This window comes from Pseudomonas viciae (genome assembly GCF_004786035.1).
Classification (GTDB): domain Bacteria; phylum Pseudomonadota; class Gammaproteobacteria; order Pseudomonadales; family Pseudomonadaceae; genus Aquipseudomonas; species Aquipseudomonas viciae.
Genome location: NZ_CP035088.1, coordinates 5538966 through 5557165, shown reverse-complemented (window position 1 = coordinate 5557165; position 18200 = coordinate 5538966). Strand labels below are relative to the sequence as shown.

Sequence of the window (18200 nt, the reverse complement as noted above, 5' to 3'; positions counted from 1 at the left end):
TTTCGCAATCTGCATAATTGCGCACCTCTTTCTGCAGTGGAAGTGATGCGCCGCCGCCGAAGAATCTTGCCGTTGAACGGACGCGCCGACCCGAGCCCCCGAAAGCGTCTGTATCCGGCTGCCTTTGACTTGTCAAAGTACGCACTATTCAGTAAGATCCGCCGTCTAATTTACAGGGCGGCCCCTGAGGCTATAAAGAATGAAAACTTTTACTGCTAAACCGGAAACAGTAAAGCGCGACTGGTTTGTCGTCGACGCTGCTGGTCAGACCCTGGGTCGTCTGGCCACCGAAATCGCGAGCCGTCTGCGTGGCAAGCACAAGCCTGAGTACACCCCTCACGTTGACACCGGTGACTACATCGTCGTGATCAATGCTGAGCAAGTACGTGTTACTGGCGCTAAAACCACTGACAAAATGTACTACTCCCACTCCGGTTTTCCTGGCGGCATCAAGTCGATCAACTTCGAAAAGCTGATCGCCAAAGCCCCTGAGCGCGTGATCGAGACCGCGGTTAAAGGCATGCTGCCTAAAAACCCACTGGGTCGCGACATGTATCGTAAGCTGAAGGTTTATGCGGGCGCTGCTCACCCTCATACTGCTCAGCAGCCCCAAGAACTGAAGTTTTAACGGAATAGTTCATTATGTCGGCGACTCAAAATTACGGCACTGGCCGTCGCAAGACTGCAACCGCACGCGTTTTCCTGCGTCCGGGTACTGGTAACATCTCCATCAACAACCGCTCCCTGGATAACTTCTTCGGCCGCGAAACTGCCCGCATGGTAGTTCGTCAGCCGCTGGAACTGACCGAGACCGTCGAAAAATTCGACATCTACGTCACTGTTATCGGTGGTGGTGTAAGTGGTCAAGCTGGCGCAATCCGCCACGGCATCACTCGCGCCCTGATGGATTACGACGAAACTCTGCGCGGTGCTCTGCGCAAAGCCGGCTTCGTAACTCGCGATGCTCGCGAAGTTGAACGTAAGAAAGTCGGTCTGCGTAAAGCGCGTAAGCGTCCGCAGTACTCGAAGCGTTAATTCGCTTTTGCGTTCAAAAAGCGCCCAGTTCCTTACGGAGCTGGGCGTTTTTTTATGGGCGAAATATTTATCCTGTGACAACTTGCCACATCCGTAGAGGCCCTATACTACAAGGCTTGGCGGTTTGGCCGCTTGGTAATTACCTTGTCAATATTGGGGCTTTTCATTACCATTCGGCAAAATTTTTATAAGTTCAGATTTTTACTTAGTAGACGCCTGATTTAACAGGCCACAAAGCTGATGGGAGAGGACTGAATGAGCAATGACGGCGTGAATGCAGGCCGGCGTCGCTTCCTGGTAGCAGCCACATCCGTGGTGGGTGCTGCAGGAGCGGTGGGGGCTGCGGTCCCGTTCGTGGGGTCATGGTTTCCCAGTGCCAAGGCGAAAGCTGCAGGTGCACCGGTGAAAGTGAATGTCAGCAAGATCGAGCCAGGCCAGCAGATGATTGCTGAATGGCGCGGTCAGCCGGTGTTCATCGTCCGCCGTACCGAGGAAATCCTGGGGAATCTGAAAAAGATCGAGGGCCAGCTGTCTGACCCTACCTCCAAGAACTCCACGCAACCGACCTATGTCGATCCGGAGACGCGTTCGATCAAGCCGGAAGTCCTGCTGCTGATCGGGATCTGCACGCACCTGGGTTGCTCACCAACGTTCCGTCCTGAAGTGGCCCCTGCCGATCTGGGCAAGGACTGGGTCGGTGGTTATTTCTGCCCTTGCCACGGCTCCCACTACGACCTGGCGGGTCGCGTCTACAAATCACAGCCTGCACCTCTGAACCTGCCAGTTCCCCCGCATTCCTATGAGACCGACGACATCATTGTCATCGGCGTCGATACGGAGAAAGCGTGATGAGCAAATTCATGGATTGGGTTGATGCGCGCTTTCCCGCGACCAAAATGTGGGAAGACCATCTCAGCAAGTACTACGCTCCAAAAAACTTCAACTTCTTCTACTTCTTTGGCTCCCTGGCCTTGCTCGTTCTGGTCAACCAGATCGTTACCGGTGTCTGGCTGACCATGAGCTACACCCCTTCGGCGGAAGAGGCGTTTGCTTCCGTCGAATACATCATGCGCGACGTCGAGTACGGCTCGATCCTGCGTCTGCTGCACTCCACCGGCGCTTCGGCGTTCTTCATCGTGGTCTACCTGCACATGTTCCGTGGCCTGCTCTACGGTTCGTACCAGAAACCGCGTGAGTTGGTGTGGGTCTTTGGCATGCTGATCTACCTGGCGCTGATGGCTGAGGCCTTCATGGGCTACCTGCTGCCATGGGGCCAGATGTCCTACTGGGGTGCCCAGGTGATCATCTCGCTGTTCGGTGCGATCCCGGTCATCGGTGATGACCTGACCCAATGGATCCGTGGTGACTACCTGATCTCCGGCATTACCCTGAACCGCTTCTTCGCCCTGCATGTCGTGGCCCTGCCGATCGTGATCCTCGGTCTGGTGGTGCTGCACATCCTGGCGCTGCACGAAGTCGGCTCGAACAACCCGGATGGCGTGGACATCAAGAAGCACAAGGATGAGAACGGCGTACCGCTGGATGGCATCGCCTTCCACCCGTACTACACCGTGAAAGATATCGTCGGCGTGGTGGTCTTCCTGTTCATCTTCTGCTCCATCGTGTTCTTCTTCCCGGAAATGGGTGGTTATTTCCTCGAGAAACCGAACTTCGAGCAGGCGAACGCCTTCAAGACCCCTGAGCACATTGCCCCGGTCTGGTACTTCACGCCGTTCTACGCGATTCTGCGGGCGATTCCGGACAAGCTGCTGGGCGTCATCGCCATGGGCGCGGCCATCGCCGTGCTGTTCGTCCTGCCGTGGCTGGACCGCAGCCCCGTCAAGTCGATGCGCTACAAAGGCTGGCTGAGCAAGATCTGGCTGGTGGTGTTCTGCATCTCGTTCGTGATCCTCGGCGTGCTGGGCGTACTCGCTCCGACCCCGGGCCGGACACTGCTGTCGCAGGTCTGCACCTTCTTGTACTTCGCCTACTTCATTCTGATGCCGTTCTACACCAGGCTCGAGAAGACCAAACCGGTTCCGGAAAGGGTGACTGGCTGATGAAAAAGCTATTTTCTGCACTGATTCTTGCTGCTATGCCTGTTTTGTCCTTTGCGTCCGCATCCGGTGGTCCGGAGTTGGAAAAAGTCGATATCGACGTTTCTGACAAAGCGGCCATGCAGGACGGCGCGCGTACGTTCGCCAACTACTGCATGGGTTGCCACAGTGCCAAGTTCCAGCGTTACGAGCGCGTAGCCGATGACTTGGGCATTCCTCATGAGCTGATGCTCGAGAAGCTGGTGTTCACCGGTGCCAAGCTGGGCGACCACATGAGCATCGGCATGCAACCGGCAGACGCCAAGACCTGGTTTGGCGCTGCACCGCCGGACCTGACCCTGGTGGCGCGCGTGCGCGGTACCGACTGGCTCTACGGCTACCTGCGTTCGTTCTATGAAGATCCTGCGCGTCCATGGGGCGTGAACAACAAGGTCTTCCCGAACGTCGGCATGCCGAACGTTCTGGTCGGCCTGCAGGGGCGCCAGGTGGTAGGCTGCAAGCAGGTGCAAATCGTCGAGGACGGCAAGAAGCAATATGACCCGTTGACTGGCACCGCTTTGACCCATGAAGCCTGCGACCAACTGACCGTGTTGCCGAACACTGGTAGCCTGACCCCAGAGCAGTTCGATGAGAAGGTCAAGAATCTGGTGACCTTCCTGGCCTACTCGGCCAACCCGGTGAAGCTGGAGCATCAGCGCATCGGTACGTATGTATTGCTGTACCTGGCGTTCTTCTTCGTATTCGCTTACCTGCTTAAGCGCGAATACTGGAAAGACGTGCATTGATAAAGCTGTAATCCGTTGCTGTTAATCGTGCGCGCCCAAGGGCGTCTCTGAAAGTGTAACGAGCCTGGTCAGCCAGGTGTTACGGGAGGCGCCCTTTGGGCGCGCTCGTTTTTCCGTTTTTCGATAATTTCAACAAGCGAGGAGGATCGCCATGGGCGTGACCAATCGGTTGGCCTGTTACTCCGACCCCGCCGACCACTATTCCCACCGGGTACGCATCGTACTGGCAGAGAAGGGTGTCAGCGCCGAGATCATTTACGTGGAAGCGGGCCGTCAGCCGCCGAAGCTGATCGAAGTGAACCCTTACGGCAGTCTGCCCACACTGGTCGATCGTGACCTGGCATTGTGGGAGTCGACCGTGGTGATGGAATACCTGGATGAGCGTTATCCGCATCCGCCTTTGCTGCCGGTGTACCCTGTCGCGCGCGCCAACAGCCGTCTGCTGATCCATCGCATCCAGCGTGACTGGTGCGGGCTGGTGGATCTGATCCTGGATTCACGAACCAAGGAACCGGCGCGGGTGGTTGCGCGTAAAGAGTTGCGTGAAAGCCTGACTGGCGTATCGCCGCTGTTCGTCGACAAACCGTTCTTCCTCAGTGAGGAACAAAGTCTGGTGGATTGCTGCCTATTGCCAATACTCTGGCGTTTGCCGATTCTGGGTATCGAACTGCCGCGGCCTGCCAAGCCGCTGCTTGATTATATGGAGCGCCAATTTGCGCGTGAGGCTTTCCAGGCGAGTCTGTCTGGCGTCGAACGCGACATGCGCTAAGGCTTAGGGAGCCGCTATGAACTCCAGTCGACCTTATCTGGTCCGCGCGCTCTATGAGTGGATTGTGGACAACGATTGCACCCCGCACATGCTGGTCAATGCCGAGTATCCGTCGGTGCAGGTGCCGCAGGGCTTTGCCAACGACGGGCAGATTGTCCTGAACGTATCGCCGGCCGCCGTGCGTCACCTGCACATGGATAACGACGCTGTCAGCTTCGAAGGGCGCTTCGGTGGTGTGCCACACACCTTGTACGTGCCTATCGCTTCGATCCTGGGGATTTATGCCCGGGAGAACGGTCAGGGCATGGTGTTTGAGCTGGAGGCGCCGCTGGATGGCGAAGAGGAGCTCGAGCCGGATGATGATCTGCCGCCACCGGATGACGAGCCGCCACGTCCTAGCGGGCGGCCTAGTCTGAAAGTGGTGAAATAGCGGGCTGTGCTAAAGGCTATTCAGTCATGGACTGGGTGAAGGCCTGGCAGCCTGGTTAGGAAAATGCCTGTGTCGTGAGATGCGGGCATTTTTTTGCTGTTTAGTCGGTGTGTATGTCCGTTGCTGCGGTAGCGGCGGCTTATGGTTCCGCTCTTACAGCGGCTCACTTTTGAGAAGCGTGTACGGACCGGACACACCGAGTGGTGGGGCAAAAGCGCTTTGGTTACTTTCGCGCTCTTCGAAAGTGACCCGCCGTAAGGGCGGAACCCTACGCCGCCGTTACCGCAGCAACGGATATACACACCGATCAAACTCCCCCCCCAAAAAAAAACGAAGCCAAAAAAAACGGCGCTTTCCATCTCTGAAGAAGCGCCGTTTTTCTTGGACAACTGAAGTATCAGTCAATGTACTCAAACAACTTGACGATTTTCTGCACCCCGGACACACCCTGCACCAGATTGGTCGCCTGCGCGGCCTCTTTCTTGGTCAACAAGCCCAGCAGATAGACAATGCCATTCTCAGTCACAACCTTGATGCGCGAACCAGGAATACTGGCGTCGGTGAGCATCTGAGTTTTGATCTTGGTCGTCAGCCACGCGTCGTTCTGGCGTGCCAGCAGCGAGGAGGGTGACAGCACTTGCAGTTCGTTATGCACGGTCTTGACCCGTTGCACCGCGCTGGCTTCCTGTTCGGCCTTGGCCTTGAGGTCGGCGCGTGGGGTCTGGCCGGCCAGCAATACAACACCGTTGAAGCTGGTAACGACGATGTGCGAATTGTTGTCCAGGTCCGGGTCGGCCTTGGCGATGTTCACTCCCACTTTGGTTTCGATCAGGGAATCATCGATCTTGCTGCCGAAGGTGCGGGTGCCGCGGTCATCTTCAATCGGCTTTTCCCGGCTGGCGTTAACCACCGATGTGCAGCCGCTGATGCCGAGGCATAGGGTCAGGGCCAGAAGGCCTAGGCGATTAGGGGTCATTCTTCACTCCCGAACAGTTGGCTGTCGATCAAGTCGCAAAGGCAGTGGATCGCCAGCAGGTGGACTTCCTGAATACGTGCAGTGACATTGGCCGGTACGCGGATCTCGACGTCTTCAGGCAACAACAGTGACGCCATGCCGCCGCCGTCACGACCGGTCAATGCTACGACAATCATTTCGCGATCATGTGCGGCCTGGATCGCTTGAATAATATTGGCTGAGTTACCGCTGGTGGAAATCGCCAGCAGCACGTCGCCGGGTTGGCCCAGGGCGCGGATCTGTTTGGAGAATATTTCGTTGTAGCTGTAGTCGTTGGCGATCGAGGTGATCGTCGAGCTGTCGGTGGTCAGCGCGATGGCCGGCAGGCTCGGACGCTCGCGTTCGAAGCGGTTGAGCAGCTCCGACGAGAAGTGCTGGGCGTCGCCGGCAGAGCCGCCGTTGCCACACGAAAGCATTTTGCCTTCGTTGAGCAGGGCGTTGACCATCACTTGGCTGGCTTGCTCGATGTGCGGTGCAAGTACGTCCATCGCCTGTTGCTTGGTGTCGATACTGGCCTGAAAAAGCTGGCGAATTCGCGATTGCATGTCCATCTGTGTGACCTTAAGTAGCGCGGCTCATCGGCACAAACATGTGCGGCCCGCAAAGCAAAGAGCAAAAAAGTTAAGTGAAGGTGTCCGGCTCGGCATGGATATTCAGCTGTCGAAGGCGTTCTGTAGCCAGTTCAACTGATCGGCGTTGCTGTCGATGGCAACGACGTCGAAACGGCAAGGATGATCGGCCCAGCGAGACTCCCTTTGCAGAAAATACTGCGCGGCGAAAATCAGCTTCTGGCGCTTGCGCCCGTCGATGCTGTCGAGCGCACCGCCCCATTGGGTGTTTTTTCTGTAGCGGACTTCGACGAATACTACTGTATCGCCGTCAAGCATGACCAGATCAAGCTCGCCGCGTTTGCATAACCAGTTCTGCGCCAGCAGGCGCAGACCTTGTTGTTGAAGATGCGCGAGGGCCTGGCCCTCGGCATCTCGTCCGCTTTGCTGGCGTGACCGGTCAGGCATCAGCGCTGGGTGTCCGGCAGGCGTTGTACCTGGCCGTTGACGAATTCAGCCCAGGGTAATTGACGTTGCACGCGTTGGGAGGGAGACACTGCCAGGCTGCCTGACAGGCCTTCGATGCGGCTGTCCGGCAAGGTCTTGAGCTGGCCCAGGCGCGGTGCCAGGCGATAGGCGTCCGCCCCCATTGCGTACAACCGGCCTATGCTGCCGCCCGCCTGGGGCCACTGAGCGGTGACCTGCTGGCGCAGCGGGTCGTTGGCATCGAGCAACCAGGGGGTTTCGCAGAAGCGAATGCCGTTCATGTCGTTGTACTGGTTCTGGTCGCCGCTGGCGCTGAACACCTGGGAAGTCGCATAGACCGGCACGTCGCCGGCGTACTGGAAGTTCAGGGTCGGCTTGATCTGCTGCGCCTGTTGCGGAGTCGACGCCAGGAAGATGAACTCGATGTCCTGGCGGCGGGACGGCTGGGCCGCGACCGTGGCACCGACGGTGCTTTGCAGGTTCTTGGCGCGACCTTCGCTCTGGCGCAGTTGGAACATGTCGGCGATCTGCTGGGCCAGTTGCACCGGTTGGTCAACCCGTTCAATGGCGATGATGGTACCGCCGTTGGCCTGCCAGTCCTGGCTGAAGGCTTTCAGTACGCGATCGCCCCATTCACCCTTCGGTACCATGACAGCGGCGCGATGCAGGCCATCGGCACGGGCACGGCGGGAGACTTCGCGAGCTTCATCCTCGGGAGCCAGGCCGAACTGGAACAGTTGGGGTGGGCCTTGTTCGCCTTCGCTGTAGTTCAGCGCCAGGGTGGTGATCGGCAGCTGAGGGCGGGCGCTGATCTGTTTGACCAGTGGTTTTTCCAGCGGGCCGACGACCAGTTGCACGCCGTCAGCCTGGGCCTTGCGATAGAACTCGTCCATGGAGGTCAGGCTGGCACTGTCGTAGAACTGAATGCTCGGCGGTTTCTGCCCAGCCTGTTGAGCCTGGTAGTGCGCAGCCATGAAGCCTTCGCGCAGGGCTTTGGCGACAGTGGTCAGCGGACCACTTTGTGGCAGCAGCAGGGCGATCTTGCTCAGCGGCTGGCTTGCCAGCGCCTTGAGCTTGACCAGAGGTGTCGGCAGTTGAAGGGCCGCCGGGTGCTTCGGGTTCTGTTCGCGCCAGCTGTCGATAGCGGCCTGTTGCTGCTCCAGGGTGCCGGCGGTTTTCACTGCCTTGGCCAGGCTCAACCAGCCGCCGAGGTCGTCGGTGGTGGTCGGCTGCAGTTGGTCGGTGGGCAGCGAGGCGATCAATGTCCAGATCGCTTCGTGGTTTTTCGCTGCCGCTTCGTTCTCCAGCAGGGGCGCGATAAAGATGCGCTCCTTGGCAGCCGCCAGGGTCTGGCCATCGGCCTCCAGGGCGCGGGCGCGGATGGTGCCAGTTCGCACCTGTTGCTCTACCGGCATTTCGCTCAGGTGTTGCAGGCTCGGGTGGCTAAGGGCGGTCAGCGCGGCCTTGGGTTGATTGCGGGTCATCGCCAGTTCCGCCGACAGCGTGCTGGCGAAAATCTGCTGGCCGGGCTTGAGTTGCTCCATAGGCACTTGTTGCAGGATCTGCGCGGACTGGCCGGCATTCCCTTGACGGTAGGCCAGGTCTGCTGCGCTCAGGCGCAAAAGGGCGGCTTTTTCCGGTGTTTTACTTTGGGCGGCCTGTTCGAGCAACTGCTCGATACTGGCATCTGGGGTCCGGGGAAGTTCGCCAAGGCTGGACGAGGGCGAGCTGGCGCAAGCCGCCAGGAGGGCAGCGAGGCAGAGGGCGGAAAGCAGCCGCAGGCAAGCGATCATGTAAGTGTTCCTGATACGAGATCAAATTAGCCTCGAATTGTACCCAAGCACTGGCCGGGGCGCGATGTTAGTGGCGTGAATCGATCAATTTAGGTATTTCAAAGAGTGCGGCGCAGCAAAAAAGACGAGGTATTGACCCTTTGTGGCGAGGGCGCTTGCTCCCGCTGGGCTCTGTAGGCGCTGGCGCAGCCTGCGATCTTTTGATCTTTCGCTTGAGATTCAAGTGTCGGGGGAAAGATCGCAGCCTCGCTTCGCTCGTCAGCTCCTACCTGCGCAGCCGAGACCGCCGCTACGCGCTACAATGGCGGTTTTTACCGATCATGAGGTGTGTGTCTTGACTGCTCCAGGTGCTTTGAATTCCGCTGCCGGCTCGCTTTATGTGGTGGCGACGCCCATCGGCAACCTGGACGATATCAGTGCCCGGGCGCTGAAGATTCTGCAGGAGGTCGCCCTCATTGCGGCCGAAGACACGCGCCACTCCCAGCGGCTGTTGCAGCATTTTGGTATCTCCACGCCTTTGGCGGCCTGTCACGAACACAACGAGCGGGACGAAGGCAGTCGCTTCATCACCCGTCTGCTGGCGGGCGATAACGTGGCGCTGATTTCCGACGCGGGTACACCGTTGATTTCCGATCCCGGCTATCACCTGGTGCGCCAGGCCCGGGCGGCCGGTATCAGCGTGGTGCCAGTGCCGGGGGCCTGTGCATTGATCGCAGCGCTGTCGGCGGCCGGCTTGCCGTCGGACCGTTTCATCTTCGAGGGATTCCTGCCGGCCAAGGCGGTGGGGCGGCGAGCGCGTCTTGAGGCCATAAAGGAAGAGCCGCGCACGCTGATCTTTTATGAAGCGCCGCACCGCATCCTTGAATGCCTGCAAGACATGGAGCTGGTGTTCGGTGCCGAGCGTCCGGCGCTGCTGGCTCGTGAGCTGACCAAAACCTTCGAAACCCTCAAGGGGCTGCCGTTGGCCGAGCTGCGGGCGTTTGTCGAAAACGATAGCAATCAGCAGCGCGGCGAATGCGTGGTGCTGGTGGCTGGTTGGACCGCGCCGGAAAGTGAAGAGGCCGTTAGCAGCGAAGCGCTGCGCATCCTGAACCTGCTGCTTGAGGAAATGCCCCTCAAGCGTGCCGCCGCCCTCGCCGCGCAGATCACTGGCGAGCGCAAGAACGTGCTGTATCAGGTCGCGCTGGAAAAACAGAAGGACCAGTGAAACCGGGGGATGGGGCTGGCCAAAGGCTTTTAGCGCTTGTTCTTCAGGCGCTCTACCGTTAACCTTCGCGGCGGAGAGTCGATCGGACAGTCGCTGCCCTCTATGAAAATTAGGGGGGGGAGGAAAGTCCGGGCTCCATAGGGCGAAGTGCCAGGTAATGCCTGGGAGGCGTGAGCCTACGGAAAGTGCCACAGAAAATAACCGCCTAAGCGTTTCGGCGCCGGTAAGGGTGAAAAGGTGCGGTAAGAGCGCACCGCACGTCTGGCAACAGTTCGTGGCTAGGTAAACCCCACTTGGAGCAAGACCAAATAGGGTCCCAAGGCGTGGCCCGCGCTGGGACCGGGTAGGTTGCTAAAGATGTCCAGTGATGGCCATCGTAGACGAATGACTGTTCAAGACAGAACCCGGCTTACAGATCGACTCTCCACCTTTTCCCTCCCTGCCGGAATCACTGGCAGACGCAGTTCCTAAGACCAAAAAAATCTTACTCTTAATAAATCACTTTAACTTATGCGCGCAGCCTCCTGTGCCTATTCGGGTTGAGGTGAAAATTCCTACGTCAGATTCTTGTTACCCCTCCTGAAACGCTCCTAAATCTCCGATCTATAAGGCTTTTCCTTCAATCCGCGCCTTGACGGTGCGGTGGGCGCATTCCTATAGTGTGCGCAAGTGGCGGAAAGTGGCATGAAGTGGGTTTTTTTGAACGTATAACGCCAAAAAGTGGAGAAACGCAGACGTGTTTCGCGGAGCTAACGCTATCAGTCTCGATGCAAAAGGCCGGCTCGCCATGCCAAGCCGGTATCGTGACGAGCTCGTTTCGCGAAGTTCCGGGCAGTTAATCGTCACGATCGACGCCGTTGATCCATGTTTGTGTGTTTACCCCCTTGATGAATGGGAAATCATCGAAACCAAACTGCGCGCACTGCCTTCGCTGCGAGAAGAAAACCGCCGCCTGCAACGCTTGCTGATCGGTAATGCCGTCGACCTCGAACTCGATGGCAGCGGTCGTTTTCTGGTTCCACCGCGTCTGCGCGAGTACGCCAAGCTGGACAAGCGCGCGATGCTGGTGGGCCAACTGAACAAGTTCCAACTGTGGGACGAAGATGCCTGGAATGCGGTTTCTGCCGCTGACCTCGCTGCTATTCAACAACCGGGCGCCATGCCTGATGAACTGCGTGACTTGATCCTGTGACTATTGATAGCGGCTTTAACCACATCACCGTACTGCTGGACGAGGCCGTCGAGGCGCTCGCCGTACGTCCTGATGGCTGCTATCTGGACGGCACGTTCGGGCGTGGCGGGCACAGCCGGCTGATTCTTAGCCAGCTCGGTCCGGATGGACGGCTGCTGGGATTCGACAAGGATCCTCAAGCGATTGCCACCGGGCAAGCGCTGGCGGCCGAAGACGGCCGCTTTGTCGTTGTGCAGCGCAGCTTTGCCGAGTTGGGTTCGGAAGTCGCCGGGCGTGGCCTGGCCGGCAAGGTCAGTGGCGTGCTGCTCGACCTGGGTGTGTCTTCTCCTCAGTTGGACGATCCGGAGCGCGGCTTCAGTTTTCTCAATGACGGCCCGCTGGACATGCGCATGGACCCGTCCCGGGGCATCAGCGCCGCTGAGTTCGTCAACACCGCTGCGGTGGAAGAAATCGCCCGCGTCTTTAAAGAATACGGCGAAGAGCGCTTCTCCGGTCGCATGGCGCGCGCCGTGGTCGAGCGTCGCGATATCAAGCCGTTCGAGCGCACCGGCGATCTGGCCGAAGTGCTGAAAGTCGCCAACCCGGCCTGGGAGAAGGGCAAGAACCCGGCGACCCGCGCTTTCCAGGGGTTGCGCATCCATGTCAATAACGAGTTGGGCGATCTTGAGGCCGGTCTTGAAGCCGCCCTTGAAGCGCTTGAGATCGGCGGGCGACTGGTGGTGATCAGCTTCCATTCCCTGGAAGACCGTATCGTCAAACTGTTCATGCGCAAACTCACCAAGGGCGAAGCCGATAACCTGCCGCGCAACCTGCCGGTGCGTTTCGAAGCCTTCGTGCCGAAAATCAAGATCCATGGCAAGGCACAGTTCGCCTCCGAAGCTGAACTCAAGGCCAACCCGCGCGCCCGTAGCGCCGTCATGCGTGTCGCGGAGAAGTTGCGGTGAGCAAGCTCTTCGCCAAGCCACTGCCAGGCGGCAGCTTTTTCATGCTGCTGCTGTTTATCGGCGTGCTCGTGTCGGCCATTGCCGTGTCTTATAGCGCGCACTGGAACCGGCAGTTGCTCAATAATCTTTACAGCGAGCTGAGCGTGCGTGACAAGGCGCAGGCCGAGTGGGGCCGGTTGATCCTGGAGCAGAGCACCTGGACCGCCCACAGCCGCATTGAGGTCTTGGCCACCGAACAGCTGAAAATGCGTATTCCCGGCGCTGCCGAAGTGCAGATGGTGACGCCATGATGAAGCTCGAAGGGGCACTGTTCCCATGGCGGTTCCGCTTGGTCCTGGGTTTGCTCGGGATCATGGTGGCGGCCATTTCCTGGCGCATCATCGACCTGCAGGTCGTCGATCGTGATTTCCTCAAGGGGCAGGGCGATGCCCGTAGCGTGCGGCATATTCCGATCCCGGCTCACCGTGGTCTGATCACCGATCGCAATGGCGAACCATTGGCCGTGAGTACCCCGGTGACCACCTTGTGGGCGAACGCCAAGGAAATGCAGCAAGCCAAGGAGAAGTGGCCGGCACTGGCTGCTGCCCTTGGACAAGATCCCAAGGCCCTGGCCGAGCGTCTCGAGGCCCAGGCCAACAAAGAATTCATCTATCTGGTGCGCGGGTTGACGCCCGAGCAAGGCCAGAGCGTGCTCGACCTGAAAGTCCCAGGCGTCTATGGCATCGAAGAGTTCCGGCGGTTTTACCCGGCCGGTGAAGTCACGGCCCACATGGTCGGATTCACCGACATTGATGACCGGGGGCGAGAAGGTGTCGAACTGGCCTATGACGAATGGCTCGCCGGGGTCGCCGGCAAGCGGCAGGTTATCAAGGATCGGCGCGGCAGGCTGATCAAGGATGTCCAAGTCACCAAAAACGCCAAGGCCGGCAAGCCCTTGGCGTTGTCCATTGATCTGCGCCTGCAATATCTGGCCAACCGCGAGTTGCGCAATGCCATCGTCGAGAACGGCGCGAAGGCCGGCAGCCTGGTGATCATGGACGTGAAGACCGGCGAGATCCTGGCCATGGTCAACCAGCCGACCTACAACCCGAACAACCGTCGCAACCTGCAACCGGCGATGATGCGTAACCGCGCGATGATCGACGTGTTCGAACCGGGTTCGACCATGAAAGCCGTGTCCATGGCCGCGGCCCTGGAAACCGGGCGTTGGAAACCGAGCGACACCGTCGAGGTGTATCCGGGCACTCTGCAGATTGGCAAATACACCATTCGCGACGTGTCCAAGACCGAAGGCCCGGTACTCGACCTGACCGGCATTCTGATCAATTCCAGTAACGTGGGCATGAGCAAGATTGCCTTCGATATTGGCGGTGAGACGATTTATCGCCTGGCCCAGAAGATCGGTCTCGGCCAGGACACCGGCCTGGGCTTCCCGGGCGAGCGTGTCGGCAACCTGCCGAACTACCGCGACTGGCGCAAGGCTGAAACGGCCACCCTGTCTTACGGCTACGGTGTTTCCGTGACGGCGATCCAGTTGGTCCACGCGTTTTCCGCGCTGGCCAACAACGGCCGTATCGCGCCGCTGACGCTGATCAAAACCGACAAGGCGCCGCAGACCACCCAGGTGATCCCGGAGAACGTCGCCAAGACCATGCAGGGCATGCTGCAACAGGTGATCGAGGCGCCGCGTGGCGTCTATCGCGCCCAGGTGCCGGCCTATCACGTTGCCGGCAAATCGGGTACGGCGCGTAAAACCTCCGTGGGTACCAAAGGCTATGCCGAGAATTCCTACCGTTCGCTGTTTGCCGGTTTCGGCCCGATGAGCGACCCGCGCTATGCCATCGTCGTGGTCATCGACGAGCCGAGCAAGGCGGGCTACTTCGGTGGTCTGGTCTCGGCGCCGGTGTTCAGCAAAGTGATGTCCGGCACCCTGCGCCTGATGAACATTACCCCGGATAACCTGCCGCCGACCCAGCAGGCGAATACCGCGCCGGTCGTACCCTTGAAAGCCGAAGGAGGGCGTGGCTGATGTCCCTGAGCCTGAACAAGATTTTCGCCCACGCCGGCCACGATCTACTGATTCGCGAGCTGGCCCTGGATAGCCGCAATGTACGTGCCGGGGACCTGTTCCTGGCGGTGCCGGGCGCCCGGTTCGATGGCCGTTCCCATATTGCCGACGCCTTGAAGCGCGGCGCGGCTGCCGTGGCTTATGAAGTGCAAGGCGCAACCGTGCTGCCGATCACTGATGTCCCACTGATTCCGGTCAAGGGGCTGACGGCACAATTGTCGGACATCGCCGGACGCTTCTATGGCGACCCGAGTCGTCACCTGAACCTGATTGGCGTGACCGGCACCAACGGCAAGACCAGCGTGACCCAACTGGTGGCCCAGGCGCTGGACCTGCTCGGCCAGCATTGCGGCATCGTCGGGACCTTGGGCAACGGCTTTCATGGGGCGCTGGAAAGTGGCCTGCACACCACGCCGAACCCGATTGCCGTGCAAGCGACCCTGGCGGACCTGAAGAAGGCCGGTGCCAAGGCCGTTGCGATGGAAGTTTCTTCCCATGGCCTGGATCAGGGTCGTGTGACCGCGCTGGCCTTTGACGTCGCGGTGCTGACCAACCTGTCCCGGGATCACTTGGATTATCACGGCACCATGCAGGCCTATGGTGAGGCCAAGGCCAAGCTGTTTGCCTGGAATGACTTGAAGTGCCGGGTCATCAACCTCGATGACGAGTTTGGCCGGCAGTTGGCCGCCGACAAGCGTGAGTCGCGGTTGATCACCTACAGCCTGGAAGACGCCAGCGCCTACCTTTATGTACGCCAGGCGCAGTTCGATGACGAAGGCGTGCGCGCCACGCTGGTCACGCCCCAGGGCGAACACCACTTGCGCAGCACCTTGCTGGGGCGCTTCAACCTGAGCAACGTATTGGCCGCCATCGGCGCCTTGCTCGGCCTGGACTACGCGCTGGATGAAATTCTCAAGGTCCTGCCGAAGCTCGAAGGCCCGGCCGGTCGCATGCAGCGCTTGGGTGGCGGTACGCAACCGCTGGTGGTGGTCGACTATGCCCATACCCCCGATGCCCTGGAAAAAGTCTTGATGGCCCTGCGGCCTCACGCCAAAGGCAAATTGTTGTGCCTGTTCGGCTGTGGCGGTGATCGCGATCGCGGCAAGCGTCCGCTGATGGCCGAGGTGGTAGAGCGGCTGGCCGATGGCGTGCTGGTTACCGACGACAATCCGCGCAGCGAAGACCCATTGCAGATTTTCGACGACATCCGTGCCGGTTTCTCGGCGGTGGATAACGTCACGTTCGTGGCCGGTCGCGGCCAGGCCATCGCTCAGTTGATCGCCAGCGCTTCGGCGGACGACGTCATCGTCCTGGCCGGCAAGGGGCATGAGGATTATCAGGAGATCAACGGCGAGCGCCATGCGTTCTCCGATCTGGTGGAAGCCGATCATGCCTTGACCGCGTGGGAGGTGGCCCATGCTTAAGGCCCTGAAACTCAGCGAACTGACCAACGCCCTGAATGCGCGCCTGCTTGCTGCGGATGCCACCTTTGATGGCGTCAGCATCGACAGCCGGGCCATTGCCCCTGGGCAGTTGTTCGTCGCCCTGGCCGGGCCGCGTTTCGACGGCCACGATTACCTGAATGAAGTCGCCGCCAAAGGTGCCGTTGCTGCATTGGTCGAGCGGGAAGTGACCAACAGTACGCTGCCGCAGTTGCTGGTCAGCGACACTCGCCAAGCCCTGGGCCAACTGGGGGCGCTGAACCGCGCGGCGTATGGCAACCCGGTCGCGGCCATTACCGGTTCCAGCGGCAAGACCACCGTCAAGGAAATGCTTGCCAGCATCCTGCGTACCCGCGGCCCGGTGCTGGCGACCCGGGGCAACCTGAACAACGACCTCGGCGTGCCGCTGACGCTGCTGGAGCTGGCGCCAGAACACAGCGCCGCCGTCATCGAACTGGGTGCTTCGCGGCTCGGCGAGATTGCCTACACCGTGGGCATGACCAAGCCCCACGTGGCGATCCTCAACAATGCCGGGACCGCCCACGTCGGTGAGTTCGGCGGCCCGGAAAAAATCGTCGAGGCCAAGGGCGAGATTCTCGAAGGGCTCGATGCCGATGGCGTCGCCGTGCTGAATCTCGACGACAAGGCTTTTGAAATCTGGAAAGCCCGGGCGGGCGAGCGCAAGGTGTTGACCTTCGCCCTGAGCAACCTCGCCGCGAATTTTTATGCCAGCGACCTGGACCGGGATGCCCGAGGGTGCCCGGCCTTCAACCTCCACAGCCCGGATGGCGCGGAGCGGGTCCAGTTGAATCTGCTCGGCATCCATAACGTCGCCAACGCCCTGGCCGCCGCGGCTGCCGGCCATGCGCTGGGCGTGTCGCTACCGGGCATCGTCGCCGGCCTGAACGCCGTGCAGCCGGTCAAGGGGCGCTCCGTAGCGCAACTGGCCAGCAACGGTATGCGCGTGATCGACGACACCTATAACGCCAATCCGTCGTCCATGTGTGCGGCGGTGGATATCCTTGCCGGTTTCTCCGGTCGTACCGTGCTGGTGCTGGGGGATATCGGCGAGCTGGGCGAGTGGGCGCAACAGGGCCATCACGACGTCGGTGCCTATGCGCGCGGCAAGGTCGATGCGCTGTATGCCGTTGGCCCGATGATGGCCCATGCAGTCGCCGCGTTTGGCGAACACGCACGGCATTTCACCACTCAGGCCGAGTTGATCCAGGCTCTCGGCGCTGAGCAGGACCCGAACACCACCTTATTGATCAAGGGCTCACGCAGCGCAGCGATGGAAAACATCGTCGCGGCTTTGTGCGGCACCCGTATGGAGAAACATTAATGCTGCTGCTGCTAGCGGAGTACCTGCAACAGTTCCACAAAGGCTTCGCGGTCTTTCAGTACCTGACCCTGCGCGGGATCCTGGGTGTGCTGACCGCGCTGTCGTTGTCGCTGTTCCTGGGGCCGTGGATGATTCGCACTTTGCAGAACCTGCAAATCGGTCAGTCGGTGCGTAACGACGGCCCGCAGTCGCACCTGTCCAAATCCGGCACTCCGACCATGGGCGGTGCACTGATCCTGTCGTCCATCGGCATCAGTACTTTGCTCTGGGCCGACCTGGCGAACCGTTACGTCTGGGTCGTGCTGCTGGTGACCTTGCTGTTCGGTGCCATCGGTTGGGTCGACGACTACCGCAAGGTGATCGAGAAAAACTCCCGTGGGCTGCCAAGTCGCTGGAAGTATTTCTGGCAATCGGTGTTCGGCCTCGGTGCGGCGATCTTCCTTTATATGACGGCTGCCTCGCCGGTGGAAACCACCCTGATCCTGCCGATGCTCAAGGACTACAGCATTCCGTTGGGCGCCGGCTTCATCGTGCTGACCTACCTGGTGATCGTCGGTTCGAGCAACGCGGTCAACCTCACCGATGGCCTCGACGGCCTGGCGATCATGCCGACGGTGATGGTGGGCGGCGCGCTGGGGATCTTCTGCTACCTGTCGGGTAACGTGAAATTCGCCGAATACCTGCTGATTCCTTATGTGCCAGGAGCGGGCGAGCTGATTGTGTTCTGCGGTGCGTTGATCGGTGCCGGCCTGGGTTTCCTCTGGTTCAACACTTACCCGGCACAAGTCTTCATGGGCGATGTCGGCGCACTGGCGCTGGGCGCGGCCCTGGGCACCATCGCGGTCATCGTTCGCCAGGAAATCGTCCTGTTCATCATGGGCGGTGTGTTCGTGATGGAGACCCTGTCAGTGGTCATTCAGGTTGCCTCCTTTAAATTGACCGGCCGCCGCGTATTCCGCATGGCGCCGATTCACCACCACTTTGAACTCAAGGGCTGGCCCGAGCCGCGTGTGATCGTCCGTTTCTGGATCATCACGGTGATTCTGGTACTGGTCGGCCTTGCCACCCTGAAACTGAGGTAGAACGA

Annotated in this window: 19 protein-coding genes and 1 other RNA gene; 16 read left to right on the top strand and 4 right to left on the bottom strand. The window is 59.8% G+C overall.

The window, feature by feature from the left end; genetic code table 11:
* Window positions 1-199: 199 nt before the first annotated feature.
* The 7 genes from rplM (at window position 200) to EPZ47_RS24575 (ending at window position 5076) form a co-directional block, all read left to right on the top strand.
* Entirely contained in the window at window positions 200-628 is a 429-nt protein-coding gene (rplM, locus tag EPZ47_RS24605) for a 50S ribosomal protein L13 (protein WP_003205365.1), read from the top strand.
* A gap of 14 nt (window positions 629-642) precedes the next feature.
* On the top strand, window positions 643-1035 hold the full coding sequence (rpsI, locus tag EPZ47_RS24600; protein WP_003205364.1) for a 30S ribosomal protein S9: 393 nt from the start codon (window positions 643-645) through the stop codon (window positions 1033-1035).
* 255 nt (window positions 1036-1290) lie between these two features.
* Window positions 1291-1884, top strand: a complete 594-nt coding sequence (gene petA / locus EPZ47_RS24595) for a ubiquinol-cytochrome c reductase iron-sulfur subunit (RefSeq protein ID WP_007905300.1) — start codon at window positions 1291-1293, stop codon at window positions 1882-1884.
* On the top strand, window positions 1884-3095 hold the full coding sequence (locus EPZ47_RS24590) for a cytochrome b (protein ID WP_046063607.1): 1212 nt from the start codon (window positions 1884-1886) through the stop codon (window positions 3093-3095). Before petA ends, EPZ47_RS24590 begins: the two co-directional genes overlap by 1 nt.
* Window positions 3095-3877 carry a cytochrome c1 gene (locus EPZ47_RS24585; RefSeq protein WP_135847097.1) on the top strand — a complete coding sequence of 261 codons (783 nt, stop codon included), beginning with the start codon at window positions 3095-3097 and terminating at the stop codon, window positions 3875-3877. Before EPZ47_RS24590 ends, EPZ47_RS24585 begins: the two co-directional genes overlap by 1 nt.
* Before the next feature lie 151 nt (window positions 3878-4028).
* Window positions 4029-4646, top strand: a complete 618-nt coding sequence (locus tag EPZ47_RS24580) for a glutathione S-transferase N-terminal domain-containing protein (RefSeq protein WP_003178195.1) — start codon at window positions 4029-4031, stop codon at window positions 4644-4646.
* 16 nt (window positions 4647-4662) lie between these two features.
* Complete coding sequence (locus EPZ47_RS24575) at window positions 4663-5076, top strand: ClpXP protease specificity-enhancing factor (RefSeq protein ID WP_135847096.1); 414 nt, start codon at window positions 4663-4665, stop codon at window positions 5074-5076.
* A 397-nt stretch (window positions 5077-5473) separates the two neighbouring features.
* Here the strand turns inward: EPZ47_RS24575 and EPZ47_RS24570 are convergent, their stop codons facing one another.
* From EPZ47_RS24570 to EPZ47_RS24555, 4 genes are all read right to left on the bottom strand, one after another.
* On the bottom strand, window positions 5474-6052 hold the full coding sequence (locus tag EPZ47_RS24570) for a BON domain-containing protein (RefSeq protein ID WP_135847095.1): 579 nt from the start codon (window positions 6050-6052) through the stop codon (window positions 5474-5476).
* Window positions 6049-6642, bottom strand: coding sequence for a phosphoheptose isomerase (locus EPZ47_RS24565; protein ID WP_007904374.1), 594 nt, complete (start codon window positions 6640-6642; stop codon window positions 6049-6051). The genes EPZ47_RS24570 and EPZ47_RS24565 overlap by 4 nt, the downstream gene beginning before the upstream one ends.
* Before the next feature lie 102 nt (window positions 6643-6744).
* Window positions 6745-7107, bottom strand: coding sequence for a YraN family protein (locus EPZ47_RS24560; protein ID WP_135847094.1), 363 nt, complete (start codon window positions 7105-7107; stop codon window positions 6745-6747).
* Window positions 7107-8918 carry a penicillin-binding protein activator gene (locus EPZ47_RS24555; protein WP_135847093.1) on the bottom strand — a complete coding sequence of 604 codons (1812 nt, stop codon included), beginning with the start codon at window positions 8916-8918 and terminating at the stop codon, window positions 7107-7109. The genes EPZ47_RS24560 and EPZ47_RS24555 overlap by 1 nt, the downstream gene beginning before the upstream one ends.
* Window positions 8919-9219: 301 nt before the next feature.
* On the opposite strand from EPZ47_RS24555, the gene rsmI reads away from it, so the two are divergent.
* The 9 genes from rsmI (at window position 9220) to mraY (ending at window position 18195) form a co-directional block, all read left to right on the top strand.
* A complete protein-coding gene (gene rsmI, locus EPZ47_RS24550) occupies window positions 9220-10125 on the top strand; it encodes a 16S rRNA (cytidine(1402)-2'-O)-methyltransferase (protein WP_135847092.1) in 906 nt (301 codons plus the stop codon).
* Between the two features lie 74 nt (window positions 10126-10199).
* An RNA gene (rnpB, locus tag EPZ47_RS24545) (RNase P RNA component class A) lies at window positions 10200-10553 on the top strand.
* 308 nt (window positions 10554-10861) lie between these two features.
* The gene (gene mraZ / locus EPZ47_RS24540; protein WP_003205355.1) at window positions 10862-11317 is read left to right on the top strand and encodes a division/cell wall cluster transcriptional repressor MraZ; all 456 of its coding nucleotides are present in this window, start codon (window positions 10862-10864) and stop codon (window positions 11315-11317) included.
* On the top strand, window positions 11314-12261 hold the full coding sequence (rsmH, locus tag EPZ47_RS24535) for a 16S rRNA (cytosine(1402)-N(4))-methyltransferase RsmH (protein WP_406550149.1): 948 nt from the start codon (window positions 11314-11316) through the stop codon (window positions 12259-12261). Before mraZ ends, rsmH begins: the two co-directional genes overlap by 4 nt.
* Window positions 12258-12551 carry a cell division protein FtsL gene (ftsL, locus tag EPZ47_RS24530; protein ID WP_122567011.1) on the top strand — a complete coding sequence of 98 codons (294 nt, stop codon included), beginning with the start codon at window positions 12258-12260 and terminating at the stop codon, window positions 12549-12551. Before rsmH ends, ftsL begins: the two co-directional genes overlap by 4 nt.
* A complete protein-coding gene (locus tag EPZ47_RS24525; protein WP_178084335.1) occupies window positions 12551-14290 on the top strand; it encodes a peptidoglycan D,D-transpeptidase FtsI family protein in 1740 nt (579 codons plus the stop codon). Before ftsL ends, EPZ47_RS24525 begins: the two co-directional genes overlap by 1 nt.
* On the top strand, window positions 14290-15753 hold the full coding sequence (locus tag EPZ47_RS24520; protein WP_135847090.1) for a UDP-N-acetylmuramoyl-L-alanyl-D-glutamate--2,6-diaminopimelate ligase: 1464 nt from the start codon (window positions 14290-14292) through the stop codon (window positions 15751-15753). The genes EPZ47_RS24525 and EPZ47_RS24520 overlap by 1 nt, the downstream gene beginning before the upstream one ends.
* Window positions 15746-17113 (top strand): UDP-N-acetylmuramoyl-tripeptide--D-alanyl-D-alanine ligase, encoded by a 1368-nt coding sequence (locus EPZ47_RS24515; RefSeq protein WP_135847089.1) that lies wholly within the window; start codon window positions 15746-15748, stop codon window positions 17111-17113. Before EPZ47_RS24520 ends, EPZ47_RS24515 begins: the two co-directional genes overlap by 8 nt.
* Window positions 17113-18195: a phospho-N-acetylmuramoyl-pentapeptide-transferase gene (gene mraY, locus EPZ47_RS24510; RefSeq protein WP_014340067.1), complete on the top strand. Its 1083-nt coding sequence runs from the start codon at window positions 17113-17115 to the stop codon at window positions 18193-18195. The genes EPZ47_RS24515 and mraY overlap by 1 nt, the downstream gene beginning before the upstream one ends.
* Window positions 18196-18200: the final 5 nt, after the last annotated feature.